The sequence below is a fragment of the Prochlorococcus marinus str. SB genome (assembly GCF_000760115.1).
GTDB classification, from domain to species: Bacteria; Cyanobacteriota; Cyanobacteriia; order PCC-6307; family Cyanobiaceae; genus Prochlorococcus_A; species Prochlorococcus_A marinus_D.
This window is the reverse complement of the sequence record NZ_JNAS01000002.1, coordinates 985,038-1,011,351: the sequence shown is the minus strand read 5'-3', so window position 1 is coordinate 1,011,351 and position 26,314 is coordinate 985,038. Positions and strand designations below refer to the sequence as shown.

The window sequence follows — 26,314 nt, the reverse complement described above, 5'->3', positions numbered from 1 at the left end:
AGAGTGACTCGGTTATCTCGCCTGCCTCAAGCATCCCTTGTGGCTGCTACCTTCCGGTCCTGACCAGGTTTAGGCGTTAAAACCGCGAAAGGCCGAGTCAGGAATATCTTAGCAATTCTTGATTAAAAAAGATACATAAATTTGTTATGTTACCTTCAGACCTAGTTAATTATAAAAAAAAATCTCGCAAAATCATTGCACTAACTGCTTGGGACTCCATATCAGGATCTATTGCAGAACAAGCAAATGTAGATCTCGTACTAGTAGGGGATTCATTAGCAATGGTCTGCTTAGGATACAAATCGACATTGCCAATAACTTTAGAAAATATAATTTATCATACTAATGCTGTTTCAAGAGGATTTAAGAAAAGAATTGAGGAACAACCTCTAGTCGTTTCAGATATGCCTTTTCTGACTTACCAATGTGGTGAGGATAAGGCTGTTGAGTATGCAGGGAAAATCATTCAGAGCACTTATGCAAAAGCTGTAAAAGTGGAGGGAGCTGAACCAGAAATACAAAAAGTTATTTCTAGATTAATAAGAATGGGAATCCCTGTTATGGGTCATATAGGTCTTACACCACAAAGCTATCTAAATATTGGATTAAGAAAACAAGGAGAAAGCAAAGCAAGCCAAGAAAAAATTAAGAAAGAGGCTTCAATTCTTGAAGAATTAGGATGTTTTTCAATAGTTCTAGAACATATTCCTGATTTGCTTGCTAAGGAAATACAAAATTCTTTAACAATTCCCACAATAGGTATCGGCGCAGGTAATTACTGCGATGGGCAAGTAAGAGTTACTGCAGATTTGTTAGGCCTCAATGATAATCAACCCCCATTTTGCCAACCAATTATCCAAGGGAAGAAACTATTGAAGGACAAATTAAAAGAATGGGTAGTCTCTGAAAGACTTAGTTAATCTCATCCCACCACTTAAACATAGAAACAAGAACTTGATTACTAAGTTCCATGCCATTAGGCTCACTTAAAAAGAATCTATTCCCCTTTCTTACAAGAAGTCCACTTTCAAGAAATTTTTCCCATTCTTCAAACAATTTACTTAAGTTGCTTTCAAATTTTTTGTTTTCCCAGTTTTGTTCTTTAAACACTTTTTTGATATCTACACCCTCTTTGAGTCTTAATCCCAACATTATTTTCTCATCAAGTTCTTTATAAACAAACTCCTTATTAGTTAAGGATGAATCTAAATTAAATTCGTCTTGTTTAGTTACCCATTCTTTATATTCCTTACTAACTCTTGGTCGAGTAAACTTTTCCCCCCAAGGTGAACTAGTGGAACCTTGACCAAAACTCCACCAGCCTAAACCACTCCAATAAACTCTATTATGTCTCGACTGATGTCGAGGAAGGCAATAGTTTGAGATTTCATATCTTGAATACCCTGATTTTTTTAAAATTAAATGGGTTGATTCACTATTCCTAAAAGCTTCTTCATCACTTGGGAGTTTTAATTTGCCTAAATTAATTAATTTTTTAAAAACAGTGCCATTTTCAATATTTAAATCGTAAATAGATAGATGAGGTGGTGAAAATGTAATTGCTTTTTTTAAATCATCTTGCCATTCTTTAAATCCACTTAGTGGCAAGTTTTGAATTAAGTCTAAACTCCAGCTTTTTATTAACCCAGAATCATATTCTCTCTTCAACCATAAACAAGATTTCTCTGCATCTTCTTTCAAATGACGCCTTCCCGACTTTTGAAGTATCTGATTATTAAAACTTTGTACTCCAAGACTAAATCTATTTATCCCAGCATTTATGAATCCGAAAAGATCATCTTCAGTAAAACTTGCTGGATCAACCTCCATAGTGATTTCAGCACCATAGTCAATTCCATAATTTTCTTTAAAAAGATCAACTAATTCTTTGATTTGAGCAGGATCTAAAATTGATGGAGTTCCACCTCCTATATAAATTGTCGATAGAGGTGATTTATGCTTAATCGACAATATTTCTTTATATAAAAATTGCAAATACTCATTAACTGTTTTGCTTCCATAACCTTTTAAAGTTTCAACTTCGTTTCCTAGTGGAATAACTGCAAAATCACAATAAAAACACCTTCTGTGGCAAAAAGGAATGTGCACATAAGCACTTTTTGGAAACTTATTCATAATCTAAATTCATTTTTAAGCGCCAAAAAAGTATTAAGGATCGAAAAAAATAAAATCCTTATTTACTCAATTAATAAATCCTAGTAGATTATAGATATGACAGATATCTTAGTATTAATTTTATTTGTATTGTCTGGGGCTGCTTCAGGGTGGCTTGGTGTTGATTTATTGCCAGTAGACATACTTAAACAGGTATCTAATGTAGAAGGTTTTAGAATTGTTTTAGCAATAATTGGCTTTTTTGTAGGTTTAGCAGCAGGTTTTGTATTCCTTCAACTTAGAAAGACTTTTCTTGATCAAATAAGAACAATGCCTACGGACTTACTAATAAGTAGGTCAGTTGGATTAATTTTAGGATTACTTGTTGCTAATCTCCTACTAGCTCCAATACTATTAATACCCTTCCCTAGAGAAGTTTTTTTCGCAAAACCATTAGCAGCAATATTAAGTAACATTTTCTTTGGAGTGCTTGGTTATAAGTTGGCAGATACCCATGGGAGGACATTATTGAGATTATTCAATCCAAATAACACTGATGCATATCTAATCAATGAAGGAATTCTCCCTGCTGCAAGTCCAAAAATTTTAGATACTAGCGTAATTATTGATGGAAGAATCAATGGTCTATTAAGTTGCGGCTTATTGGAGGGACAATTAATTGTTGCTCAAAGTGTAATTGATGAATTACAAACTTTAGCTGACTCAAGCAGTAATGAAAAAAGGTCGAAAGGCAGAAGAGGTCTCAAGTTATTAAAAGAATTAAGAGATTTATATGGTAGAAGACTTGTAATAAACCCAACAAAGTATGAAGGTAATGGGGTAGATGAAAAACTCCTTAAAATTACTGAGGATATGACAGGAACTTTAATTACGGCTGATTATAATCTTTCTCAGATCGCTGAAGTTAAAGAATTAAAAGTTATGAATTTGAGTGATTTGGTTATTGCTTTAAGGCCAGAAGTACAACCAGGAGAGTCACTTAATATAAAAATCGTGAGAGAAGGCAAAGAAAAAATGCAAGGTATTGGATATTTAGATGACGGCACAATGGTTGTTATTGATGAGGCAAAGAATTTTGTTGGAAGCAGATTAGATATTGTCATCACAGGAGCATTACAAACTCCTACTGGAAGAATGGTCTTTGGAAAACTAATAAATAATCCTGAGTCAAACAAATCTTTTAAATCACCAGCGACACAGGGCTAAATCTAGCTAGAATCAGTTCAATCTTAATTTCGTGATACAAATGACTGTATCTGCTCCTTATTACGGCGAAAACACCGTCATGAGGACCCCTCCCCCAGATCTACCCTCTCTTTTACTGAAAGAGCGAATTGTTTATCTTGGCTTACCATTATTTTCAGATGATGATGCGAAAAGACAACTAGGAATGGATGTCACTGAGCTAATCATTGCTCAACTTCTTTATTTAGAGTTTGAGGATCCAGAAAAACCAATCTATTTCTATATCAATTCAACTGGGACAAGTTGGTACACTGGTGACGCTGTAGGTTTTGAAACAGAAGCTTTCGCTATCTGCGATACAATAAGCTACATTAAGCCTCCAGTTCACACGATATGTATCGGACAAGCAATGGGGACTGCTGCAGTTATTCTTTCATCTGGCACTAAAGGACAAAGAGCCGCTCTTCCACATGCTTCTATTGTTTTGCATCAACCTATAAGCGGAGCAAGAGGTCAAGCAACCGATATCCAAATAAGAGCTGAGGAAGTTTTGAAAAATAAAAAATCAATGTTGGAGATTTTATCTCGTAATACTGGAAAGACCATCGAAGAACTCTCAAAAGACTCTGACAGGATGAGTTATCTCAACCCACAAGAAGCACTAGATTATGGAGTTATCGATAGAATACTCACAAGTCAAAAAGATCTACCAAATAAAATTTAACACTCACAAAACTATTTTAAAATCATGCCAATAGGAACTCCAAGCGTGCCTTACAGACTTCCAGGAAGTCAATACGAAAGATGGGTCGACATATATACAAGACTAGGTGTTGAAAGAATTCTTTTTCTTGGACAAGAAGTGAACGATGGTATTGCTAATAGCCTTGTTGCACAAATGCTTTATTTAGATTCTGATGATAATTCCAAACCTATCTATCTGTATATAAATAGCCCAGGAGGATCAGTAACTGCTGGCTTGGCAATTTATGACACTATTAAATACGTAAAAAGTGATGTGGTAACTATATGCGTAGGCCTTGCAGCTTCCATGGGAGCGTTTTTATTAGCAGCTGGTACAAAAGGTAAAAGAGTTGCTTTGCCCCACAGCAGAATAATGATTCATCAACCCTTAGGAGGGACGTCTCAACGCCAAGCAAGTGATATTGAAATAGAAGCTAAGGAAATTTTAAGAATTAAAGATATGTTAAACATGTCTATGGCAGATATGACAGGCCAATCATTTGAGAAAGTTGAAAAGGATACTGATAGAGATTATTTTCTAAGTGCGGAAGAAGCAAAAAATTATGGATTAATTGATAGAGTTATTACACATCCAAGTGAAGCAAATCAGTATTAAACTTTCTAAATTAATATTTTAATTTTAATTTTTTAAATTAATAATTTTTTTGGTTTATTTCCACCTTAATGTCTAAAATATTAATTATCAAATGCAAAGAAGCTACAACTAATGACCCAACTCTTTTACGACACAGATGCAGATCTAAGTCTTTTAAATAATAAAACAATAGCGATTATTGGATATGGATCACAAGGTCATGCACATGCCCTAAATCTTAAAGATAGCGGTATGGATGTAATTGTTGGATTATATAAAGGGAGTAAGTCTGAAAGCAAAGCTATTAGCGATGGTCTACAAGTCTTTAGCGTTTCTGAAGCTTGCGAAAAAGCAGACTGGATTATGATTCTCCTTCCAGATGAGTTTCAGAAAGATGTTTATCTTAAAGAAATAGAACCAAACTTAAAAGAAGGAAAGATATTAAGTTTTGCTCATGGCTTCAATATAAGATTCGGACTTATCAAACCTCCTAGTTTTGTGGATGTTGTAATGATTGCCCCAAAAGGACCTGGACACACTGTTCGTTGGGAATATCAAAATGGTCAAGGAGTCCCAGCATTGTTTGCAGTAGAGCAAGATTCTTCTGGGAGTGCAAGATCATTGGCTATGGCTTACGCTAAAGGGATTGGCGGAACGAGAGCAGGAATTCTTGAAACAAACTTCAAAGAAGAAACAGAAACTGATTTATTTGGCGAACAAGCTGTCTTATGCGGAGGATTATCAGAACTTGTCAAATCAGGCTTCGAAACTCTTGTAGAGGCAGGATATCAACCTGAACTTGCTTACTTCGAATGCTTACATGAAGTTAAACTTATTGTTGATTTAATGGTGAAGGGAGGCTTATCTCAAATGAGAGATTCCATTTCAAATACTGCAGAATATGGAGATTATGTAAGTGGTAAAAGACTAATCAATAGTGATACAAAAAAAGAAATGCAGAAAATTCTAAAAGATATTCAAGATGGAACTTTCGCTAAGAATTTTGTGGAAGAATGCGATAAAAACAAACCCTTAATGACAAAATTAAGAGAAGAGAACTCAAAACATGAAATTGAGAAAGTAGGTAAAGGTTTGCGCTCGATGTTCAGTTGGCTGAAATAAATTTATTTTTAATATTCCTTGGATCGATTGGTTTTGATTTATTAATCGGCGATCCAAGATTCTTAATCCACCCTGTTCAAGCAATTGGCTTTTACATAAAAAAAATATCTGATTACCTCATAAATAATTTTGGGGAAAATAAAAATATATTGTTTTGGGGAGGTTTAATAGTAGCTATATCCACCATAGGAATGAGTTTTGGTTTAGGTAAATTGATAGAACTCAGTTATGTGCATTCAAGAAATAATTTTTTGGGTGGATTGCTAATTTTTTTTGGACTTTCAAGTTGCATTGCGACTAAGGGACTTATTTCAAGTGTGAAAGAGATTGCAGAGCTAATAGAATGCGAAGAAATTAATGACCAAAATAAGAGAATAATCAAAGAGAAGGTACAAAGGATAGTTAGTAGGGATGTAAGTTCATCTACTTTAGAACATCTTTTGAGATCAAGTACGGAGAGTCTTACCGAGAATTCAGTTGATGGAATATTTGGGCCATTATTTTGGATTTTTATTGGAATTTTTTTTATGAAATTTTCAATTTTTCTGCCAGGGCCTTTATCACTTGGTTTTTCTTATAAAGCCATAAGTACTTTAGATTCAATGATAGGTTACAGATATGATTATTTTAGATATTTAGGTTTTTTCAGTGCAAAAATCGAAGATATTTTCACGTTTGTTCCTTCAAGATTAGTTTTAATTACATTACCTTTAGTTAGTCCCAAAATTAATGAGTATGGATCAATCATAAAAAAAAGCTATCTTGATGGTAAAAAATATGATTCGCCTAATGCTGGGATTTCAGAAGCTATATTTGCTTATATTTCTGGAATAACATTGGGTGGAAAAAGTAAATATAAAAATGAGATTATTAAAAAGCCAAAGATCAATGCGAATGGAGATAATTGCACTGGAGAAAAAATTAAATTAATTTGTCAATTAATCTTGAGATTACAATTATTATGGATAATAATTTTTGTCTTAATTTTTTTTATAATTTCAACTTTAATTTAATAATAAACTAGTTTTAAAATTACTAGAATAAAGTATAAAGACTCTATGCAAGAAAACGGCTCTCCAATAGAAAATCAAAATGATGATTTTACTGCTGATACATCATCAACTGATAATGAATACTCAAAATGGGTAGACAATCAGGGTGATGAAGTAAAGAATGTTTTTGGATTTAATAGCAGTGCTGAACTTGTAAATGGTAGAGCAGCAATGATCGGATTCTTAATGCTCATATTAACCGAGTTAGTTTTTAGCGGCAGACCTGTCACTTCTTCAATTTTTGGTATTAATTAAAAATGGAAGCAAAAAAATCTAATCCAATAAAAGTATTCTTATACATATCTGTTTGGGTTATTATTTGGGGTACTATAGGATCTTTAGTCGATTTTCCTCTATATAAAAATAAAATCTACTTAGAAGGAAGCATATATCAATATCTTACTTTCACAATTACGGCTGTTATTTCTATTATATCTGCAAAGTTTTTTTATAAGAAAATTGATTTATAAAAACTTGTACCTAAATTTCTTAATAATTTTTGCTGGTTCTTTACTTTCATTGGACTCGTAAAGTATCCACTGATGAGTCTCAGTATCATGGTCACAACCATAATTTCCAGATGGGTTATCGTAACTTGAAAGATACGAATGACAATTTTGGTCTGCCTCAAAAGCAGAGTCATAACCTGTTAGAAAATATATCGAAAATAGAACAGTTATAAACAAAAAAAATACTTTAAAAACTAAATTAACTACCTTCATGAGATATTCCAAAATTTAAATATATCATCTAATAAAATCTTTCGATCTAAAAATATAGCTAACGTCCAACATTAAACACAAAGTCATGGAATTCTTGATTCTTTAAATAAAGGATGACTAGCAATACTAAAATGATATTTAAGCCTATTACTATTGATCCAAAAATATTAATTTGTTTTTTGCCTGGCAAAGTGTAAGTAAATTTCTTTCCTTTAAGAAAACCTGCTAAGCCTTTTTTTTCTTTTATTTGAGTATTTTGAGTATTATTCTTAACTTCATTATCAGAAAAACCTTTTACCATTACAAATTAAATAACAAATTTATAATATTCCAAAAAAATAAATTATTTTAATAATTAACAATTTTTAATCACATATGGAATCATTAATGAAATTCTCTCATTTGAGAAATTATTAAAAAAATAAGCTTCAATAATTTCCGTTTGCAGCCCCAATAAACTTGACTGACATTTGAATCTATTTTGGTCAAACACTACTAATTGAAGTTTTTCTATTTCAGAAACTAATTCTTTACATATTTGGGTTCGAGAATCTTTAAAACAATCACTAGTTTGTTTTAAAATTTTAGAATTTGTTGGTATTGTTTCAGCCATAACAAAATTAGATAACAACAAAAATTTAAGGAATAAAATAGTTAAACATTTCATTACTTCTAAAGATTTCAAAATTTTGGATACATCATTAAGAGTATTGGGCATCGAGCAAATTACATCTTTTTGCGATTAAAAAAAAAGATGCCCTATAAGAGCACCCTTTTATTAAAGGAAGAAATAGATTAAAAAAATTACCCTTGAACTCTATCCTTAAAAAGTTTACCTGCAGAGAATGTTGGAACTCTTTTAGCGGGTATTGCTATTTTTTCGCCTGTCTTAGGGTTTAAACCCTGTCTTGCAGAACGATCTCTTGGTTCAAAAGAACCAAATCCTAGTAAAGAGACTTTTTTGCCTTCCACTACTGAATCAACAATAGTTTCAATAGCTGCATCAACAACTAAAGAAACATCAGTTTTTGTGAGCTCTGTACGAGCTGCTACAAGATTTACTAAATCAGCTTTGTTCATTGAAATTTAAATTAAAGCTAGGGGTTAAAAAAAGATTTAAATCGAGTTTAAACCTCGAACTTTCACATCATATGGAGCAAATTCAAATACGGCAACCGAAAATGCCGGCGGCGCAAAGCTTTATACAAATTTTAGGGACATTTTTAGCAACATTATTTATTTCTTATAACCGCGCTTTTTCATTTATAAAAAATAGCCTTTCCATTTAGAAAACAGCAAAAAGCATTGGTGGCACTAGATTTATCATTAAAAATTTAACTACATTTAGCAAATAGGGAAAATGTCAAAGGGGGGTGAATTTAAGAATTTGAGCTATTTATTATGTTTTATTAATTTTCAGATATATTTCCTTCTCATCACAGGAAAAGACACAATTTGTATTTTGAAATCAAGAAAAATCTAGTTTTCTCATAATTAAACTTTCTCTATAAATCGTTTTATTCACTGAGCAGATGGATGCATCAATTGTAATTAATTAGAAAATTAATACTCTCCAAGATCTAATAAAGTTGATTAGTGAAGCCTTAAATTTGAGTTTTTTTTTAAATTTTGCATATATTATTCAAATATCAGTAATTTAAATAAATTATCTCAATATTTAACTAATCAATGATAAAGAAAAAGTGATTCATCTCAATAAAGGTAAACCATTTCCTTTAGGGAGTTCTCTAACTTCACAAGGGATTAATTTTTCCTTAGTAGCCACAAATGCAGAATATGTAGAAATCTTATTGTTTGAGAAAGGGGACTCTATTTCACCCAAAAGCACATTCAAATTAGATCAGACTCATAATACAGGCCCATATTGGCATGCGGAAATAAAAAATCTAGATGAAGGTTGTATTTATGCTTTTAGAGTGAAACAAAAAAATAATGGGATTAATAATAACTATGAAAAAAAAGTATTACTTGATCCATGTTCAAGGGGTATTACCGGATGGAGAAGTTATAAAAGAGAAAATGCATTAAAAAATCAAGAAAATACTAATTCTTGCCTTAAAAGTGTTGTTTGCAATAGAAAATTATTTAATTTTAAAGATTATCCAAGACCGAAACATTCTTGGGAAGAAACAATTATTTATGAACTCCATATCAAAGCTTTCACTGAATCAACTGATAAAGATGAAAGTTGTTTTAAGAAATTTTTTAAAAAAATTCCTTATCTCAAAGAACTGGGTATTACAACAATTGAATTACTTCCAATTTTTTGTTTTGATCCTACTGATGCCCCAAATGGTCTAAAAAATTTTTGGGGATATAGTCCAATTAATTGGTTTACTCCGCATTTTGAATATCTTTCGAATGAATCCCCCGAAAAGAATAGAGAGGAATTCAGAAGTTTTGTAGAGGAATGTCATAAAGCAGACATTGAAGTCATCTTAGATGTTGTATACAATCACACTTGCGAAGGTGATTCAAAAGGGCCTGCAATATCTTGGAAAGGTATAGATGAAAATCTTTATTACTTTATTGGAAAAGATAAAAATTATCAGGACGTCTCAGGATGTGGTAATACTATTGCAGCAAACAGAGGATTAGTTAGAAAACTTATAATTGAATCTTTAAAATGTTGGGCGAGTGAATTAGGAGTTGATGGTTTTAGATTTGATTTAGGAATTGCCCTATCAAGAGGAGAAAATCTTTCACCGCTTGATAATCCTCCAATTTTTGAAGATATAGAATGTGAACCAGAACTTATCGATATCAAGTTCATAAGTGAGCCATGGGATTGTGGCGGTTTATATAAATTAGGTGATTTCCCATCTAAGAATACTTTCACTTGGAATGGTCATTTTAGAGATGACTTGAGGAGATTTTGGAAGGGAGATAAAGATACAGCTTGGAATATGAGCGACAAAATAAAAGGGACGCCATCTATTTATAAAGAAGATAATATTTTTCCAAAGTCGATAAATTTTATTACTTCACATGATGGATTCACTCTAAAAGACTTAGTAACTTTCAATAGAAAACATAACTTTGCCAATAGAGAACAAAATAGAGATGGAGATAACCATAACAATTCATGGAATCATGGTACTGAGGGACCAACTACGAACTTATTAATCAATGATTTAAGAAAAAGACAACAAAAAAATCTTGTTCTTAGTTTACTTATCTCTAAAGGTGTTCCAATGATACTTATGGGTGATGAAATAGGAAGATCACAAGGCGGGAACAACAATTCTTGGTGCCAAAATAATTTATTGGGCTGGATGAATTGGGAACATGGTCAAAAAGATTTGGAATTATTAGAATATTTTAAATACGTTATAAAAATTCGAAAAAAACTAATAAACATTTTCAATCCATCATTCTTCCCTGATAATCAAACCAATGAAAATATTCCAACATATCATTGGCATGGGACAAAGTTAGATAGCCCCGATTGGAGTAGTTGGTCTCACACAGTTGCCTTTAGCATTAATAAAGGCAATACTAGTCCACTGGTTTGGATAGGTTTAAATGCATATTCAAAAAGTATCGATTTCCCCTTGCCGAAATGTAAATATAATTGGTTAAAAGTTATTGACACTAGCATGTCTGAGATTTTTGAACCCTTAACTATTAATGAAAAATCTGTTTCAATAAAGAGTAGAAGCTCTTTATTAATCATTTCAGAAGAAGTATTTGGGGCAAAAAATAATTTATTCTAAAAGCGGGCGGCGGGAATCGAACCCGCATCTTCAGCTTGGAAGGCTGAGGTTTTACCACTAAACCACGCCCGCATTAAGTAATAGAATTACCATTGCAATAATACATTATCAAACAATAAACAAAGTAAAAAGATTGGAAAATTCACACTCGAAAAAAAATATTTATAGATCAACAACAAGATTAATGTTCTCTTATGGGCTAGGAGATGCAGGCACAGGTTTAGTCGCGACACAATTTGGTTTTTTTCTTTTCAAATTCTTTATTTCTGCAGGTTTACCAGTAATAATTGCAGGATCATTATTAATGTTAATAAAGATATGGGATGCAGTAAATGATCCGTTAATTGGATGGTTAAGTGATCGTACTAAATCAAGATGGGGGCCTAGAATCCCTTGGATGGTAGCAGCATCTGTTCCCCTTGGTTTCTCTTTGGCTGCGATATGGTGGACACCCACTGGTTCAGTACTAACCAAGACTATTTACTATGCCATAATTTCTATAATCGTAATGACTGCTTACACAAGTATTAATCTTCCTTTCGCAGCTCTTTCTACTGAAATTTCTGAAAAAACAGCAATAAGAACAAGACTAAACGCATCTAGATTTACTGGCTCAATAATCGCAGGACTAACTGGTTTAATAATTGCTGGAGTAGTATTAGGTTCCGAAGGATCAGCAAATAATGAATATTTTTTAATGGGTAAAATAAGCGGATGTATTGCAGTTGCTGCAACATTAATTTCTTGTTGGGGATTAGCTCCATTCGCAAAAAAAGCAAGAAGGCCTTCAGGAAAAGTTGAAGCTATAACACTTCAATTCAAAAGGATCTTCAGAAATAAAAAATTTCTAAAAGTTATTACGCTCTATATTCTTCTCTGGTGCGCCTTACAATTAATGCAAACAGTAGCGTTAATTTATGTCGAGGATGTACTGAACGTACCAACATATATTGCGAAGTGGATCCCGATACCTTTCCAAATTAGCGCTTTAGTGGGTTTACAAATATGGACCAGGGTATCAAATAAATTGAACAGGATTTCAGCGTTAAACTATGGAGCGATTATGTGGATTATTTCATGTACAGCATCTTTATTTTTACCCTCATTATCAAAAATTTCAGGAGCTGAAGATAGTTTATTCCTAAATGCCAGCAACATATTTTTGTTCATTCTTTTAATTTTCATAATCTGTCTTATTGGCATTGGAGCTTCAACCGCTTTTCTTATCCCTTGGTCACTACTTCCTGATGCAATAGACGAAGACCCAGAGAAACCAGCAGGATTATATACTGCTTGGATGGTACTTATTCAGAAGATTGGTATCGCGTTTAGTGTTCAATTATTAGGATTTTTATTGTATTTATCAGGTTATCAATCATGCTTTGTTGATAAAGATGGCCTAAATATTATTGAACAATGCTACTCAGCACAATTAACTATTAGATTATGTATTGGTTTTATACCCTCAATATTGGTAATCATTGGTCTTTTAATAATGAGAAAATGGGATCGAAAATTAATTACAAACTAATATAAAGATATGTACTATCTTGATTTTTTCAAAAGACTTCTAAGCAGCCTAGTCATTGGCGGGCAAGCAATTAATTTTATCTTTAAGGGTAAAATTTCCAAAAATGATCTCTTTGAGCAACTTATGGAGTCAGGTCCTGGCAGTTTATTAATTGTATTAATTACGGGAATTGCCGCAGGTACAGTTTTTAATATTCAAGTTGCATCACAACTTACGAGTATGGGGGTTTCAAGTGAAATTGGAGGTTTATTAGCAGTAGGCATGGCAAGAGAAATGGCTCCTCTTCTAACTGCTACTTTAATGACTGGAAAGGTTGCAACTGCCTATGCTGCTCAACTTGGTACTATGAAAGTCACAGAACAAATTGAGGCAATAACCATGTTAAGGACCGAACCAGTCCAATATTTGGTAGTCCCAAGGTTACTATCGATGGTAATAATGTCTCCAATACAGTGTCTTTTGTTTTTATCTGTAGCTTTATGGAGTGGACAAATTTGGAGCACAATTTTTTATAAAGTTCCTCCAATAGTTTTTTGGACATCTGTAAGATCAGGCAATGTGAGTTTAACCAGTGCAGACTTAACTTCAATGTTAATAAAATCTGTAGTGTTCGGATTAATTATTTCAATCATTGCTTGTGGATATGGACTTACAACTAAAGGAGGTCCAAAAGAAGTTGGAACAAGTACAACAGGTGCAGTTGTAATGACTCTCGTTACTGTATCTTTAATGGATGTATTACTAACACAAATTTTATTTGGATGATCCTATGTTTAATACTAAATCAAAAAAAGAGGAGCCAGTAATAATATCTCCTTCATTTCAATTGCCAATCATTCTAATAGTTTTAAGTTTTATGCTTTTGTTTTTGAATATTGGTTCTATGCCAACAATAGTTTTTGCTTCTTTTAGCTTTTTTTTATTACTTCAGTCATTCACCTTAAGAATAAAAATAACAAATGATGATTTTATCGTTTTACAATTAGGGAAAGAGATTAGAACTTTTCCATTCAAGAACTGGATATCATGGAAATTCTTTTTTCCTATTATCCCAGGTATTTTTTATTTTAGAGAAAAGTCCAGTCCTCATTTATTACCAATTTTATTTAATCCAAAGCAATTAAAAGATGAGCTCATAAAAAAAGTTGACTCCCTGGAAATTAAAAATTCTTAAAATTCAGACTTTGCCTAATCATCAAAATTATTTAAATGACCAATACAGAAATTTCCGACAATAATCCTGAAAAGGAATTAAAAATAGATAAGTCAATTTCAGATGATAAAACAAAACAAATTAGTAAGAAAAATACAACTCAAAATAAAAAAATTACACTGAAAAACGATAAATCAACTAAATCTTTTGATGAAATTTCTAATGAAATTTTTAGAGATCTCTTTTCAAAAAAAGATTCTTTAGTTAAAGAAATAAAAGAGTTAGAAACAAAAAAAAATGAAATAGAAAAAGATATTGAGTCTAATTTTAAAGGACAGTCAGATAATATTGCTAAAAGAGTTAAAGGCTTTCAAGAGTACTTAACTGGAGCTTTGCAGAATCTTTCACAAAACGTAGAGAAACTTGAATTAGTTTCTCAACCAATAATCGTAAAGCCTTCTCCCCTTGATGAGAAAAAGCAAGACAATAGCACAAATAATGTCGTTAATGTTCCTGCTCTTTCGGAGACATTTAAGCCAGATGAAGAGATTATAAAAAGTTGCTTTTCAAGTTTTACAGAACAACCCGACTTTTATGCAGAACCTTGGAAATTAAGACGGAGTCTTGATTCCTCAGATATAGAAATTATGGATGATTGGTTCTTTAACATGGGTGGAAGAGGTTCTCTTGAAAGTAGAGGATCTCGACAAAAAAATGCCTTGTTATCAGCTGGCTTAATATCTATTCTAGGCGAATTATATGGAGATCAATTTCAGACTCTTATTTTAGCTTCGCAGCCTGAACGATTAGGTGAATGGAGAAGAATTCTTCAAGATTCACTTGGTCTAACAAGGGATGACTTTGGACCTAATAGTGGGATTGTTCTTTTTGAAAGGCCTGAAGGTGTCATCGAGAGAGCTGATAGATTAGAAGCGAATGAAGAATTGCCATTTATTATCATTGATGCAGCAGAAACCTCTGTTGAAATTCCAATACTTCAATTCCCATTATGGGTTGCATTTGCTGGTTCAGATAATGAAATTTTCAATGATCTTGAACTAAACTAAGCTTTATGAATATCTTAATAATTTTTGCAAGTTATCTTTTAGGATCACTTCCGACAGGTTTTTTAATTGGAAAATATCTCAAAAATATAGATCTAAGAACTATAGGTTCTGGATCTACAGGTGCCACAAATGTCTTAAGAAATGTTGGGAAATGGCCAGCACTTTTTGTATTTATCATTGACGTTGGGAAAGGCCTTATTGCAGTAAAAATTGCTCAATATTACACAGATCAAGGATTAATAGAAGTTATAGCAGGGATATCCGCTATCTCAGGACATATTTGGCCAATATGGCTTAGAGGTAAAGGAGGGAAAGCTGTTGCAACTGGATTAGGTATGTTTTTAGCTCTTTCTTGGAAAGTTGGACTCGCATCTCTTGGCATTTTTTTAATAGTTCTAACAAAAACTAAATTTGTTTCTTTATCAAGTATTTCAGCTGCAATCTTACTTCCTATTTTTATGTTTTTTTTCCTAGGTAAATTTATGCACTCTTACTTTTTTATAAGTTTAATTGTTGCATTATTAGTAATCTGGAGACATAGAACAAACATAACGAGATTGCTTAAGGGAGAAGAATCCAAAATTAATCAGAATTAATAGATTTAAATATTTCTATTAGAGCTTTATCAGGATCTATAGCTTTTGAAATTGATCTACCAATGACCAACTTAGAAGCGCCATTATCTATAGCTTCATAGGGAGTCATAATTCTATTTTGATCATCTTTATTGTCAATATTTAATCTGATACCTGGTGTAATAAGTTCAAAATTATCCTTATAAATAGATCTCAACATTTTTACCTCCCAAGGGGAACAAACACATCCATCTAATCCAGCATCAAAAGACAACTTGGCAAGTCTCAATACATTTTCTTCAATTGAATTATTTCGATCAAGATCAGTTTGAAAATCTTTAAGAGAAAAGCTTGTTAAAACAGTTATTCCTAAAACCAATGGAGGTTTTACACTTACTGAGGTGGCCCCTTCTAAAGATGCTTTTTTCGAATCCTTAAGAGCTTTTAAACCTGCTGAAGCATGAATAGAAATTATATCAACCCCTAATGTTGAAACTTGGAAACATGCTGCACGCATGGTATTTGGAATATCATGAAATTTTAAGTCTAAAAAAATTTTTTTATTTAAACCTTTTAATATTTCAATAACTCCTGGACCTTCCCTAACAAAAAGTTCTAAACCAACCTTAACCCACTTAATACTAGGACATTTTCTCAAAAGTAATTTTGCTTGACTTAAATCTAATCCATCAATTGCCAATATTATTTTATCTTCTGAATTAAATCTGTTATTCATCAATTTTCAGTTTTCAAACCTCTTAATTATTTTTTTTCCAATTTGCAAAATTTTTCCTTCCAAATCATTTTTTGAATTAAAAACTAAATCGGGATTTATTAATTTTTGACTATCAATTTTTACACCCCCACCTTTAATAGATCTTTTAGATTCGCTACTAGATTTGAAAAGTTTTAGAGTACTCAATAAATAGAAAAACTTTACTGGAAAAACTACTTCTTTTAAAGAAATCTCTGGAATTTCTCCAACTTTTTCTTTGTGTCCAAGGAATAATTTTTCGCAGTTTGATTGCGCCTTTAATGCTTCTTCGGCCCCATGGAATAAAGAAGTAACTTCTAAAGCCATTCTTCTCTGTAATTCACGAGGATTTGAGTTTTCCAGAAAACTTAAATCTAATTCAGTAAGTAATTCAAAATAGGTGGGTATTATATTATCGGGTACTTTTTCTAATTTTGAATACATTGAAAGAGGATCTTCAGTTAAACCGACGGTGTTAAATTCAGATTTACTCATCTTCTTAACTCCATCTAAACCTGTCAAAATTGGCAGCAGAACACCAAATTGAGGGACTTGTTTAAAATGCTTTTGAAGGTCTCTTCCTATTGCAATATTAAATTTCTGATCTGTGCCTCCAAGCTCAATATCTGATTGAACAACAACCGAATCGTAACCTTGTAATAGTGGATATAAGAATTCGTGCAAAGAAATTGGAACTTGCGCATTATACCTTTTATTAAATTCTTCCTTAGCTAGCATTTGACTAACTGTTGCACTCCCCATTAAGTCAATTATGAAATTAAGATTTAATCCTTTTAACCATTCACTGTTATATCTAATTTCAATTCTATCTTTTGTATCAAAATCTAAAATAGATTCATTGGCTGGCTTTCCCATCCCTAGTTGGGTTAAGTATGTTTTTGCATTATCCTTAACTTGTTTTTCCGATAACTGAACTCTTGTTTTATTTTTTCCGGTTGGATCTCCAATTTGAGCAGTAAAATCCCCAATAATTAAAACTGCAATATGTCCATTATCTTGGAATGCCCTAAGTTTTTTAAACAATATGCTGTGCCCAAGATGAATATCGGTTCCAGTTGGATCGATGCCGAGTTTAACCCTTAATTTTTTATTATTTTTTTTCGCATGATCAATTATCTCCGAAAAGGTTTGATCTGTTCCCTTAATTGGAAAATATTCTTCTATTCCTCTTGACAGCCATGATGGCAATTTTAAATTATCTGTCATAAAGCTTTAACCGTTAACTTTAAGAAGTTTTATCAAGTTCATCCTTCATTCTTATTAAGGTTTTATTCATTTGATCGAACATTTGATCAGGAGTAATCCCAAATTGACTTAACTGTGTCTTTAATTGTTCTACTGTCATTTTTGCTTGAAAATCTTCAGACAATTCAAATCTCTTCATAAAAACCTTATAACGATCCATCAGAGATTCCATTTTTTTTATAAACATTTTTTTCCCTTCTCTGTCAAATTTTCCATAATCAGAGCCAAGTTTCATAAGTTCTTGGTAATCTGTAAAAAGCTTTTTAGCTTCTTCTTGAACGATGTCTGACTCAAAGAATCCCATTTCTATTTTTTTACTTCGCAGATTAAGGCTCAATTACAAGATAACAAGAATCTTTTAAATTGATTAGAAGATTAATAAATTTTAGTTTATAAATAATTCTTTGATTTATATTTTTTCAGAATTAAATTTAGTAAACATGTTTTTTAAATATTGGAAAAATTTAACGTAAATAATATTTCAAACCAAAATAGACAATTTGAATTATTTGGTTCAAATGTAAATACATCAATAAATTTTCAACACTCAAATAATCTAAAAATCAAAGGCGAAATCCTAACTGAATGGAGAAATAGAATATATAATCACCAATTCAAAATTTCAAAAGATACGAACAATAAAAATCTGCACCAAACAAGTCTTCCTATAAATACAATTTCCTATGAAAGAAAAATTGATCCGTTTTCCTTGCAACCATTATCATTGAACTTTTGGAGAACCAATCAATATATACACAATGGGCCAGCAATGTATTTTGTAATTGACTCGATGGAGAGTTCTAAAATAATCCTTTATATAGGAGAAACAAATTCAGCAAATAAAAGATGGAAGGGAGAACATGACTGTAAAAATTACCTCATGAACTATAAAGAAGCTCTAGCTCATAACAAATTCTCAAGTCACCAAGATATTCGTTTCTTCTTAGATGTACCTAAAGAATTAAAATTAAGACGTAAATTAGAACAGCAACTGATATATTTATGGTTACCACCATTTAATAAAGAAACTCGAGATAGGTGGGCAACTACTTTCACAAACAATTAAAAGTTAATTAAATCCATTTAAAAAATGCAATTTTCCACATTCCAAACAAATCTAGATAACTGGCAAGGGGCTTCATTAATTTTTGGAGTTTTAGAGGAAGAAATTGCAAGCCAACTTGAAAACATAAAATTTGTGATTGACCCAAAATTATTACTAAAAAAAGTTACTCAAAAAAAGTTTAAAGGGGAAAAAGGAAAAACTTTAAGCTTTGAATTTTTAGATCAAAAATTAGAAACTTTAATCATAGTTGGTCTTGGCAAATCAAAAGACCTTAATAAAGGTGATATAGAAAACACTATAGGAAATCTAGTTAGGAAAACTGTTGATAAAAATGAAAAAATCAGCATCTTGCTCCCTTGGGAATTTATAAATTCACAACTAGAAATAAATCAATTAGCAGAGTCAGCTAGATTATCTGCCTATAAGGACAATAGATTCAATAAGAAAAAAGATGAAAAGAAAGTTCTTAAAGAAGTTGAGTTTTTGAATTCAAAAAAATTTGAGAATATTAGCTTTGAAGAGACAGCACAAATATGTGAAGGTGTAGAACTAGCTAGAAGACTTGTAGCCGCCCCTCCAAATAGTCTTACGCCTCAGGAAATGTCTATGCAAGCTTCTCAAATAGCTAATGATCATGGCATGGAAGTAAAAATTTTAGAAGCAAAAGATTGTGAAGATTTAGGAATGGGTGCATATTTAGCTGTAGCAAAAGGATCTGATCTAGATCCTAAATTTATACATCTTACTTTAAAGTCAGAGGGGCCTATCAAAGAAAAAATTGCACTTGTTGGGAAGGGTTTAACCTTTGATTCTGGAGGATACAATCTGAAAGTAGGCGCATCTCAAATTGAAATGATGAAATATGATATGGGCGGAAGCGCTGCAGTTTTAGGTGCAGCAAAAGCACTTGGAGCAATAAAACCGAAGGGATTAGAAATTCATTTTATTGTGGCATCTTGCGAAAACATGATAAATGGATCTGCAGTACATCCTGGAGATGTAGTTAAAGCATCTAATGGTAAGACAATTGAAATAAATAACACTGATGCAGAAGGTAGACTCACATTAGCTGATGCTTTAACTTACGCATCAAATTTAAAACCGGATTCAATAATTGATCTCGCAACTTTAACAGGAGCTATTGTTATCGCATTAGGGAATGATGTAGCTGGATTCTGGAGCAATAATGATGATCTAGCAAATGACCTAAAAGCTGCATCAGCCCAATCTGGAGAAGAATTATGGCAAATGCCTTTACAAAAATCTTATAAAGAAGGTTTAAAGTCTCATATAGCTGACATGAAAAATACAGGTCCTAGAGCAGGCGGCTCAATAACTGCTGCTTTGTTTTTAGAAGAATTCTTTGATAAAGAGATTAAATGGGCTCATATTGATATTGCTGGGACTTGTTGGACTGACAAGAATAAGGGAATTAACCCATCAGGTGCAACCGGATTTGGAGTGAAAACTCTTGTTCAATGGATTAAAAATAAATAACTATATTTAAATCATTCATTCCAAATATTTTTTGATCTAGCGTTTTGGCCCCATAATTTATCCAACTTCTGATCTCTTCCACAAGAGAATCTATAAAACTTATATTTTAATTCATTTCTCTCAGCAAAATCTTGATGATATTCTTCAGCCAACCAAAATTGACCTCTAGATTTTAGTTCTACAGATATTTTTTCTAATGGCACACGCAATTCATTAGAAGCCGAAACAATTGCATCTATGGCATCACTTTCCTCAGTTGCATCTTTGAAAAAAATCACTGGCCTATAAGAATCTCCACGATCACAAAATTGACCCTTGCCATCCAGAGGATCAATATTTCTGAAATAGAGCCTAAGTATCTCGGGTAAAGTTACCAATTTAGGTTCATAGTTCACCAAAACCACTTCCTGATGTCCTTCATGATTTTCGTATGAAGGATTTTGTAAATCCCCGCCTGAATAGCCACTTTGCACAAAATTTATCCCCTTTAATGACTCTAAATCATGTTCTAAACACCAAAAACAACCTCCCCCAAGAATCAATTCCTCTGCAAAAGCGTTTAGAGGGTTAATAAATATTGAAAGAGCAATTATTAGAGGAAATAAATATTTCATTTTTTTATTATAAAGTTCAAATAATAGAATTAATTATCTCTTTAGCAGCTCTCTGGATTACGCCCTTTTCTCCTAATTCTTTTTTTAAGAAAGCATAACCTTTTTTAATTTTTATATTTTCTGACTTTCCCTCAAGAATACTACAAGATTTATAGAAAATTTTCTTATCATCAAACTCCTTTTGTACAAACTCAGGGATTATAAATTTATTAACTAACAAATTTACAGGAGAAATAAATTTTACTTTGAAATTGAGAATTTTTTTTGCAATAAAAGCAGTTACCCTACTTACTCTATAACCAACAATCTGTGGGATTCCATATAAAGCTAATTCCATATTAACTGTCCCTGATTTACAAAGAGCAATTTTTGTGAGGGAATAAATATAAGGCTTTAATTTTGCACTATCTTTTTGAGAAATCACAAGTCCTTTAACTTGATATTTTCTAAAGGATTTTTTGAATATTTCATCAAAAGCATCTCGACAGGAGGGAATATAGACAACCAAACTTGGATATTTTTTTTGTAATTTTTTAGCAGCCCTCATAAAAGTAGGTAATATATATCTCAATTCTTGAGGTCTTGATGCGGGCATTAAAAGTATAATATTTTGATCCGGGCGAAGGTTTAAAATATTTCTGGCATCCCTCTTTAATGGAAGTTTTTTTGTTAAATCAATCATTGGATGTCCAACCCAAAAGACATTTCCGCCCCTCTTTTTGTAAAATGCCGCTTCTTTCTTGAAAATTGCAAAAATCTTATCAGAAAACTTTATTAGATTTGTTGTAGTATTATTGCCAACCCTCCAAGCCCACTCTTGAGGAGCAATATAGTAAAAAATTGGAATTTTAGTGTTAGACCTTTTTAATTTAGTACCAATTTTTATATTGGGCCCCATATAGTCAATTAAAATTAAGCAATCAGGTGGATATTTTTTTAGTAACTTGTAGAACCTTTTTTGAATTATTATTGTTGGAATAATTAGAGGTAAAGCCTCCCAAATTCCTATTGCACTAATTGAAGTAGTATCTTGAAGAATTTTTACACCTTCTTTCTTCATCCTTTCCCCGCCTAATCCGCAAATTTCTAAATCTATAGATTTTTTTTTAGCTTCATCTAATAATGCTTTTGATAAAAAACTTCCGTGCAAATCTCCAGAGACTTCTCCAGTACTTATAAATATCTTTTTATTCATATATTCAATACAGGCATTGGTCCTCGTCTTTCTTTAGATATTGACTCTTTTAAAAAACTACATAATCTTGAAGATGAAATATCTAATTCACCTTTCATTACTTTTTCTAATGAATTTGAAATCGCATCATTAGATTTAAAAAGTAGATTCCAATTTCCTTGAAGTAACTTTAAGTCAAAATCTTTATTTTCAATTAAACCACTTCTCTTAATTCCAATTCTATTTAAACCTCTCAATCTTCCTGGATGCCCTTCGGCCAAACAAAAAGGAGGTACATCTCTATCTACTCTAGTCATCCCCCCAATCATTGCTAAATATCCAATATGTACAAACTGGTGAATACCTAAACAACCGCCAATAATAGCTTTATCTTCAATCTTTACATGGCCTGCAACTTGAACACTATTCGATAAAACTATCCTATTACCAAGTTCACAATTATGGCCAATATGAGTGTAAGCCATCAACAAATTATTATTTCCAATAATTGTTTTTTCTCCTTCATCAGTTGCCTTATTAATAGTTACACATTCTCTGAAAGTATTATTATCTCCAATAATTACTTCAGTTTGGGCTCCTTTATATTTAAGGTCCTGGGGATCAAGACCTATAAAAACATTTGGGAAAACTCTATTATTAATACCAATTCGAGTTCTTCCTGAAATAACAGCATTCGGTCCTATTTCGGTTCCTTTCCCGATAGTCACATCAGGACCGATAATAGCTCCTTGAGAGACAATTACCCCATCATGCAATTCGGCACTTGGATCTACAAAAGCATTTGGATGAACTTTGACTCCGCAAAAGCTTGAGTTTAATTCAGTATTTATTTGATCCATATCCCTAATCAACTAATGAAAACATTAATTCTCCTGCACAAACCAACTTTCCATCAACATGCGCCTCACCTTTAACCTTTCCAAATCTTTGTCTTTTAATAGACAATAACTCACAAGAAATTATCAATTGATCTCCTGGTACAACAGGTTTTCTGAATTTAACATTATTGATTCCAGCAAAGACGAAAAGTCCTTTAGGGAGATCAGGCATTTGCGTTACTATTATTCCACCAACTTGAGCCATTGATTCAACAATAAGAACCCCAGGCATCAAGGGTCTCTCAGGAAAATGTCCCTGAAATTGCGGCTCATTTATAGTTACATTTTTTATTGCAACCGCTTTCTCCCCAGGAATATGCTCTATGACTTTGTCCACAAGAGCGAAAGGATATCTATGAGGTAACAAACCTAGTATTTGCTCAGAGGAAAGTTGATTATTTTCACTGGATAATTTATTTTCCAAAACAATTAAAGATAAGGTTAATTTTTTAGCGATGAGGCCAACAAAGCATTTAAAGAATGTGATCCTTTATAAACTAAAATTTGTGCCTTAGGTAACCCTACCAAAGCCAAGTCCCCAATTAAGTCTAAAATTTTATGTCTTATTGGTTCATTATCAAATCTTAATGGTGGATTAACCCATTTATCACCATCACAAACTAAGGCATTTTCCAAACTTCCGCCTTTTATTAATCCAAGTTCACTTAACTCTTGAAATTGATCTTTAAAACCAAATGTTCTAGCAGGAGCAATCATTTCAACAAAACTTTTTGGATTTAAGTCAATCACAAAAGTTTGATTTCCAATTGCTTTATAAGCAAAATTTATTGTAGATATAATTGTAGTTTTTTCAGAAGGGATAGCTGCTATTACTGAGTCTTCTTTATTAAGAATTATTGATTTATTAATCTCTTGAAAGAAATTATCTGGTCTAGGTGCCTTTTTTATCCCTACTTTTTCAAAATCTTTAACCCACTGGATTGCTGATCCATCTAAAAGAGGGATCTCTTTCCCATCAACCTCAATATGAATATAACTTAACCCACACCCTGCCATTGATGATAGTAGATGCTCAATAGTATATAAATTTCGCCCTCCCAATTTAACTGCCGTACAGAGCATGGTACTACCAATTAAATCCTGAGTTAACTTAAAAATCTGGCCAGGTTTATCCCTGAAAGAGACATAATATCCTTCTTTTTCATACGGAGAAATTCTAACTCTTGTTTTTTCTCCACTATGAAGGCCTATACCTTCTCTGGAGATAACACCAGCCAAGGTAAAGCAGAAATCATAATTAGCAGGCCAAGAAAACACTTAAAACTTCCATCCAACTCCAAGGGTATATCTCCAATCTCCACTTAGGTCCTTACTAGCAATATCTAATCTTAATGGCCCAATTGGCGTTTTTACTCCAACCCCTCCTCCAAGCGAAAAACCAGAACCTGATTTCTGTAATAATTTGCCTGGTTTTCCTGGAACATCATTTTGAGATCCTAAATCACTTCCAGCATCAACGAATAAAGCTCCTGATAGCATTCTCCAAACAGGGAATCTATATTCTGCAGTACCTTCAACAAAACTTTTACTTACAGCTAAATCACAAGATCCCCACCCTCTCACTGAGGATGTTCCTCCCATACAAAATGATTCATAAGGAGGCAGTTCCCCAAGAATAGTTCCAGCCTTAAATTGAAAACCAATAGCTTGAGGACAATCTTCACTAGTAGCTTTACTAGATTTACATGCTTTGGTTAGATTGATCAGTTTTGTCGGTATAAAATAAGAATATGATGCTCTCATTCTATTAAAAGTTGGAGAATTTTTTCCTATTGAAAAAAACTGTTCAGTACCAAAGGTAAATTTATTTCCTGCAGTTGGGTTAATGGAACTGTTCAAATTATTTCTAGAAGTACTCGCGATAATACTCACTAATGTATTTTCTTCAGGGCATGAACCATCATTTGGAGTAAATCCAATACAGATAATATCATTTATATTTCCAGTTGTTGGAGTCTTATCACCGTAAGGTTTTATGTTTCCATCACCATCAATCATCTTTACTTTCTTAAAATTCATTCCTGCAAGAACTCTCCATTTACTGATCTTAAATGGATCTCCACCATTTAATGGCCTTGAGAAGGAAAATCCACCTCCTGTTTTTTCTAAAACTATTGATGAGAAAGTATCAGAAGTTGAAGTACTAGTATCATCTACTGCATATATGCGCCCATTATTTTCGCTTTTAAATTCTTGTGGATAGTCTCTACTTAAAAAAATATTTGTTCTAAAAGATGTTTTATGATTATCTCCTTTAATCCATGGATCAGATAAAGAAAAATTATAAGTAGTTGAATATTCTCCGAAATTTAAATTTAATTTTGTAGACCATGCTCTTCCTAGTGCATTTGTTTCCTGCAAACCAATTGATGCGAAGATCCCTGAACCATTGCTATAACCAAGTCCACCTGTTAACGATCCTGTTCTTTGCTCACTCAAGTCTAAAAAAATTATGACTTGACCAGGATTTAAATTATCCGGGCCAAGAGAAACCTTTACATCATCAAATAATGAGGTGGCATAGAGTCTACCGATATCAGCTTCTAAAATTTTTCTATTAAAAATGGTACCAGGTTGTGTTTTTAATTCTCTCTTTATAACCCAGTCTTTTGTTTTCCCTTTTCTAGGTTTTCCATCAATAATAAATTCACCATCAGAATTTGGGAATCTTATTTTTACGTCAGATATAATCCCCTCAGAAACTTTTAATCTTACTACTCCGTTCTCAGAGATTCTATCTGGGGGACTAATTCTAGCTAGAGAATATCCGGCTTTTTTATAACGATCTTTTATTATTTCTATCTTATTTTGAAATTCCTTTAGGTTAAGAGTTGTCCCATAATAATTTTTAAAAATATCATCTATGTTTTCATTAGAAATAAAAGAGTTTTTTGGTTTAAGTTCAACTTTCTTCAAGATTGGATTAGGCACTACTTTTACTATTAGCCTCACACCTAGTGGCCCATCTTGAGGGCTTATTTTAACTCCTGAGAACCAACCACTAGCATATATTGCATTAAGGTCTTGATTTAAAATTCGATTATCAACAATACTTCCAGGCTTTATGCTCATGGAATCATATGCAGCCAATTCAAGTTTTCTACCCTCAGGATGATTTTCCCAACCTTCAATAATTATTTCTGAGATAAGAACACTTTCTTCACTAATATCATTATTATTTTCTGCAAGAAGAAATTTTTTCTCCTTTTTAATTTCAATCCCTTGAAATAAAAAATTATTAGTATTTTGTATTTCTAAGGTTCTTTTGGATTGATCAACGTCATTTGGCAAATATTTAGCAGCCAGATCTGAATTATTTGATATCAAAATCAAGGGAGAACAGGCAACATTTACGAAAACCTTTCCAAACTTTAAAAAATGTTTTTGCATAGTACTTGTGATTA

At 32.4% G+C, this 26,314-nt stretch carries 30 protein-coding genes, 1 tRNA gene and 1 other RNA gene; 16 read left to right on the top strand and 16 right to left on the bottom strand.

All coding sequences use genetic code 11. The annotated features are described in order from the left end of the window. Positions 1-2: 2 nt before the first annotated feature. Positions 3-99, bottom strand: an RNA gene (gene ffs, locus EV02_RS09245) — signal recognition particle sRNA small type. Between the two features lie 47 nt (positions 100-146). On the opposite strand from ffs, the gene panB reads away from it, so the two are divergent. Beyond that, on the top strand, positions 147-920 hold the full coding sequence (panB, locus tag EV02_RS01075; RefSeq protein ID WP_032520234.1) for a 3-methyl-2-oxobutanoate hydroxymethyltransferase: 774 nt from the start codon (positions 147-149) through the stop codon (positions 918-920). On the opposite strand, the gene hemW is transcribed toward panB, so the two are convergent. Further along, positions 913-2,136 carry a radical SAM family heme chaperone HemW gene (hemW, locus tag EV02_RS01080; protein WP_032520233.1) on the bottom strand — a complete coding sequence of 408 codons (1,224 nt, stop codon included), beginning with the start codon at positions 2,134-2,136 and terminating at the stop codon, positions 913-915. The two genes, panB and hemW, sit on opposite strands and share 8 nt — an antisense overlap. A gap of 96 nt (positions 2,137-2,232) precedes the next feature. Between hemW and EV02_RS01085 the strand changes: the two genes are divergently transcribed. The 7 genes from EV02_RS01085 to EV02_RS09775 all read left to right on the top strand — a co-directional run bounded on the left by EV02_RS01085 (position 2,233) and on the right by EV02_RS09775 (position 7,304). Then, positions 2,233-3,342, top strand: a complete 1,110-nt coding sequence (locus EV02_RS01085; protein ID WP_025891142.1) for a PIN/TRAM domain-containing protein — start codon at positions 2,233-2,235, stop codon at positions 3,340-3,342. A gap of 40 nt (positions 3,343-3,382) precedes the next feature. Next, positions 3,383-4,045 carry an ATP-dependent Clp protease proteolytic subunit gene (locus EV02_RS01090; protein WP_011376956.1) on the top strand — a complete coding sequence of 221 codons (663 nt, stop codon included), beginning with the start codon at positions 3,383-3,385 and terminating at the stop codon, positions 4,043-4,045. A gap of 24 nt (positions 4,046-4,069) precedes the next feature. Continuing rightward, the gene (locus EV02_RS01095) at positions 4,070-4,681 is read left to right on the top strand and encodes an ATP-dependent Clp protease proteolytic subunit (RefSeq protein WP_032520232.1); all 612 of its coding nucleotides are present in this window, start codon (positions 4,070-4,072) and stop codon (positions 4,679-4,681) included. A 111-nt stretch (positions 4,682-4,792) separates the two neighbouring features. Beyond that, a complete protein-coding gene (ilvC, locus tag EV02_RS01100; RefSeq protein WP_002807943.1) occupies positions 4,793-5,782 on the top strand; it encodes a ketol-acid reductoisomerase in 990 nt (329 codons plus the stop codon). After that, positions 5,770-6,795, top strand: coding sequence for an adenosylcobinamide-phosphate synthase CbiB (cbiB, locus tag EV02_RS01105; RefSeq protein WP_032520231.1), 1,026 nt, complete (start codon positions 5,770-5,772; stop codon positions 6,793-6,795). Before ilvC ends, cbiB begins: the two co-directional genes overlap by 13 nt. A gap of 45 nt (positions 6,796-6,840) precedes the next feature. Next, entirely contained in the window at positions 6,841-7,089 is a 249-nt protein-coding gene (locus EV02_RS01110; RefSeq protein WP_032520230.1) for a chlorophyll a/b-binding protein, read from the top strand. Positions 7,090-7,091: 2 nt separating this feature from the next. Continuing rightward, positions 7,092-7,304, top strand: coding sequence for a hypothetical protein (locus EV02_RS09775; RefSeq protein WP_025941978.1), 213 nt, complete (start codon positions 7,092-7,094; stop codon positions 7,302-7,304). Here the strand turns inward: EV02_RS09775 and EV02_RS0108915 are convergent. The 4 genes from EV02_RS0108915 to EV02_RS01130 all read right to left on the bottom strand — a co-directional run bounded on the left by EV02_RS0108915 (position 7,299) and on the right by EV02_RS01130 (position 8,636). Next, positions 7,299-7,520: a hypothetical protein gene (locus EV02_RS0108915; RefSeq protein WP_342665566.1), complete on the bottom strand. Its 222-nt coding sequence runs from the start codon at positions 7,518-7,520 to the stop codon at positions 7,299-7,301. The two genes, EV02_RS09775 and EV02_RS0108915, sit on opposite strands and share 6 nt — an antisense overlap. A 94-nt stretch (positions 7,521-7,614) precedes the next feature. Further along, positions 7,615-7,857: a hypothetical protein gene (locus EV02_RS01120; protein ID WP_025946293.1), complete on the bottom strand. Its 243-nt coding sequence runs from the start codon at positions 7,855-7,857 to the stop codon at positions 7,615-7,617. 54 nt (positions 7,858-7,911) lie between these two features. Further along, on the bottom strand, positions 7,912-8,274 hold the full coding sequence (locus tag EV02_RS01125; protein WP_241433719.1) for a hypothetical protein: 363 nt from the start codon (positions 8,272-8,274) through the stop codon (positions 7,912-7,914). An 86-nt stretch (positions 8,275-8,360) separates the two neighbouring features. After that, positions 8,361-8,636 (bottom strand): HU family DNA-binding protein, encoded by a 276-nt coding sequence (locus EV02_RS01130; RefSeq protein WP_002806330.1) that lies wholly within the window; start codon positions 8,634-8,636, stop codon positions 8,361-8,363. 623 nt (positions 8,637-9,259) lie between these two features. Between EV02_RS01130 and EV02_RS01135 the strand changes: the two genes are divergently transcribed. Further along, the gene (locus tag EV02_RS01135; RefSeq protein WP_032520228.1) at positions 9,260-11,293 is read left to right on the top strand and encodes a glycogen debranching protein; all 2,034 of its coding nucleotides are present in this window, start codon (positions 9,260-9,262) and stop codon (positions 11,291-11,293) included. Position 11,294: 1 nt separating this feature from the next. Here EV02_RS01135 and EV02_RS01140 read toward each other — a convergent pair. Continuing rightward, positions 11,295-11,365 (bottom strand) — tRNA-Gly (locus EV02_RS01140). 112 nt (positions 11,366-11,477) lie between these two features. Here EV02_RS01140 and EV02_RS01145 point away from each other — a divergent pair. Genes EV02_RS01145 through plsY form a run of 5 tightly spaced genes read left to right on the top strand, consistent with a single transcriptional unit; the run spans position 11,478 to position 15,640 of the window. Next, positions 11,478-12,824 (top strand): MFS transporter, encoded by a 1,347-nt coding sequence (locus tag EV02_RS01145; protein WP_032520511.1) that lies wholly within the window; start codon positions 11,478-11,480, stop codon positions 12,822-12,824. Between the two features lie 9 nt (positions 12,825-12,833). Continuing rightward, positions 12,834-13,589, top strand: a complete 756-nt coding sequence (locus EV02_RS01150; protein WP_032520227.1) for an MlaE family ABC transporter permease — start codon at positions 12,834-12,836, stop codon at positions 13,587-13,589. 4 nt (positions 13,590-13,593) lie between these two features. Further along, entirely contained in the window at positions 13,594-13,998 is a 405-nt protein-coding gene (locus EV02_RS01155) for a DUF3119 family protein (protein WP_032520510.1), read from the top strand. A 35-nt stretch (positions 13,999-14,033) separates the two neighbouring features. Beyond that, complete coding sequence (locus EV02_RS01160) at positions 14,034-15,044, top strand: DUF3086 domain-containing protein (protein ID WP_032520226.1); 1,011 nt, start codon at positions 14,034-14,036, stop codon at positions 15,042-15,044. Positions 15,045-15,049: 5 nt separating this feature from the next. Next, entirely contained in the window at positions 15,050-15,640 is a 591-nt protein-coding gene (gene plsY / locus EV02_RS01165) for a glycerol-3-phosphate 1-O-acyltransferase PlsY (RefSeq protein ID WP_032520225.1), read from the top strand. Here the strand turns inward: plsY and pyrF are convergent. From pyrF to EV02_RS01180, 3 genes are read right to left on the bottom strand one after another with little or no spacing between them, the layout of a single operon-like run. Further along, positions 15,627-16,355, bottom strand: coding sequence for an orotidine-5'-phosphate decarboxylase (gene pyrF / locus EV02_RS01170; protein WP_032520224.1), 729 nt, complete (start codon positions 16,353-16,355; stop codon positions 15,627-15,629). The two genes, plsY and pyrF, sit on opposite strands and share 14 nt — an antisense overlap. A 6-nt stretch (positions 16,356-16,361) precedes the next feature. Further along, the gene (gene tyrS / locus EV02_RS01175) at positions 16,362-17,600 is read right to left on the bottom strand and encodes a tyrosine--tRNA ligase (RefSeq protein ID WP_032520223.1); all 1,239 of its coding nucleotides are present in this window, start codon (positions 17,598-17,600) and stop codon (positions 16,362-16,364) included. A 19-nt stretch (positions 17,601-17,619) separates the two neighbouring features. Next, a complete protein-coding gene (locus tag EV02_RS01180; protein ID WP_002807348.1) occupies positions 17,620-17,943 on the bottom strand; it encodes a DUF1825 family protein in 324 nt (107 codons plus the stop codon). A 150-nt stretch (positions 17,944-18,093) separates the two neighbouring features. Here EV02_RS01180 and EV02_RS01185 point away from each other — a divergent pair, with 150 nt between their 5' ends. Together EV02_RS01185 and EV02_RS01190 are read left to right on the top strand one after the other, a co-directional pair. Continuing rightward, on the top strand, positions 18,094-18,705 hold the full coding sequence (locus tag EV02_RS01185) for a hypothetical protein (RefSeq protein ID WP_032520222.1): 612 nt from the start codon (positions 18,094-18,096) through the stop codon (positions 18,703-18,705). 24 nt (positions 18,706-18,729) lie between these two features. Further along, positions 18,730-20,202: a leucyl aminopeptidase gene (locus EV02_RS01190; RefSeq protein ID WP_032520221.1), complete on the top strand. Its 1,473-nt coding sequence runs from the start codon at positions 18,730-18,732 to the stop codon at positions 20,200-20,202. A gap of 11 nt (positions 20,203-20,213) precedes the next feature. On the opposite strand, the gene msrA is transcribed toward EV02_RS01190, so the two are convergent. From msrA to EV02_RS01220, 6 genes are read right to left on the bottom strand one after another with little or no spacing between them, the layout of a single operon-like run. After that, positions 20,214-20,816, bottom strand: coding sequence for a peptide-methionine (S)-S-oxide reductase MsrA (gene msrA / locus EV02_RS01195; protein ID WP_032520220.1), 603 nt, complete (start codon positions 20,814-20,816; stop codon positions 20,214-20,216). Positions 20,817-20,832: 16 nt separating this feature from the next. Continuing rightward, complete coding sequence (lpxB, locus tag EV02_RS01200; protein ID WP_032520219.1) at positions 20,833-22,011, bottom strand: lipid-A-disaccharide synthase; 1,179 nt, start codon at positions 22,009-22,011, stop codon at positions 20,833-20,835. Then, complete coding sequence (lpxA, locus tag EV02_RS01205; RefSeq protein WP_032520509.1) at positions 22,008-22,850, bottom strand: acyl-ACP--UDP-N-acetylglucosamine O-acyltransferase; 843 nt, start codon at positions 22,848-22,850, stop codon at positions 22,008-22,010. Before lpxA ends, lpxB begins: the two co-directional genes overlap by 4 nt. Positions 22,851-22,854: 4 nt before the next feature. Next, positions 22,855-23,313, bottom strand: a complete 459-nt coding sequence (fabZ, locus tag EV02_RS01210; protein ID WP_032520218.1) for a 3-hydroxyacyl-ACP dehydratase FabZ — start codon at positions 23,311-23,313, stop codon at positions 22,855-22,857. 17 nt (positions 23,314-23,330) lie between these two features. Beyond that, positions 23,331-24,167 carry a UDP-3-O-acyl-N-acetylglucosamine deacetylase gene (lpxC, locus tag EV02_RS01215; protein WP_032520217.1) on the bottom strand — a complete coding sequence of 279 codons (837 nt, stop codon included), beginning with the start codon at positions 24,165-24,167 and terminating at the stop codon, positions 23,331-23,333. Beyond that, complete coding sequence (locus EV02_RS01220) at positions 24,168-26,300, bottom strand: BamA/TamA family outer membrane protein (protein ID WP_032520216.1); 2,133 nt, start codon at positions 26,298-26,300, stop codon at positions 24,168-24,170. Between the last annotated feature and the right edge of the window lie 14 nt (positions 26,301-26,314).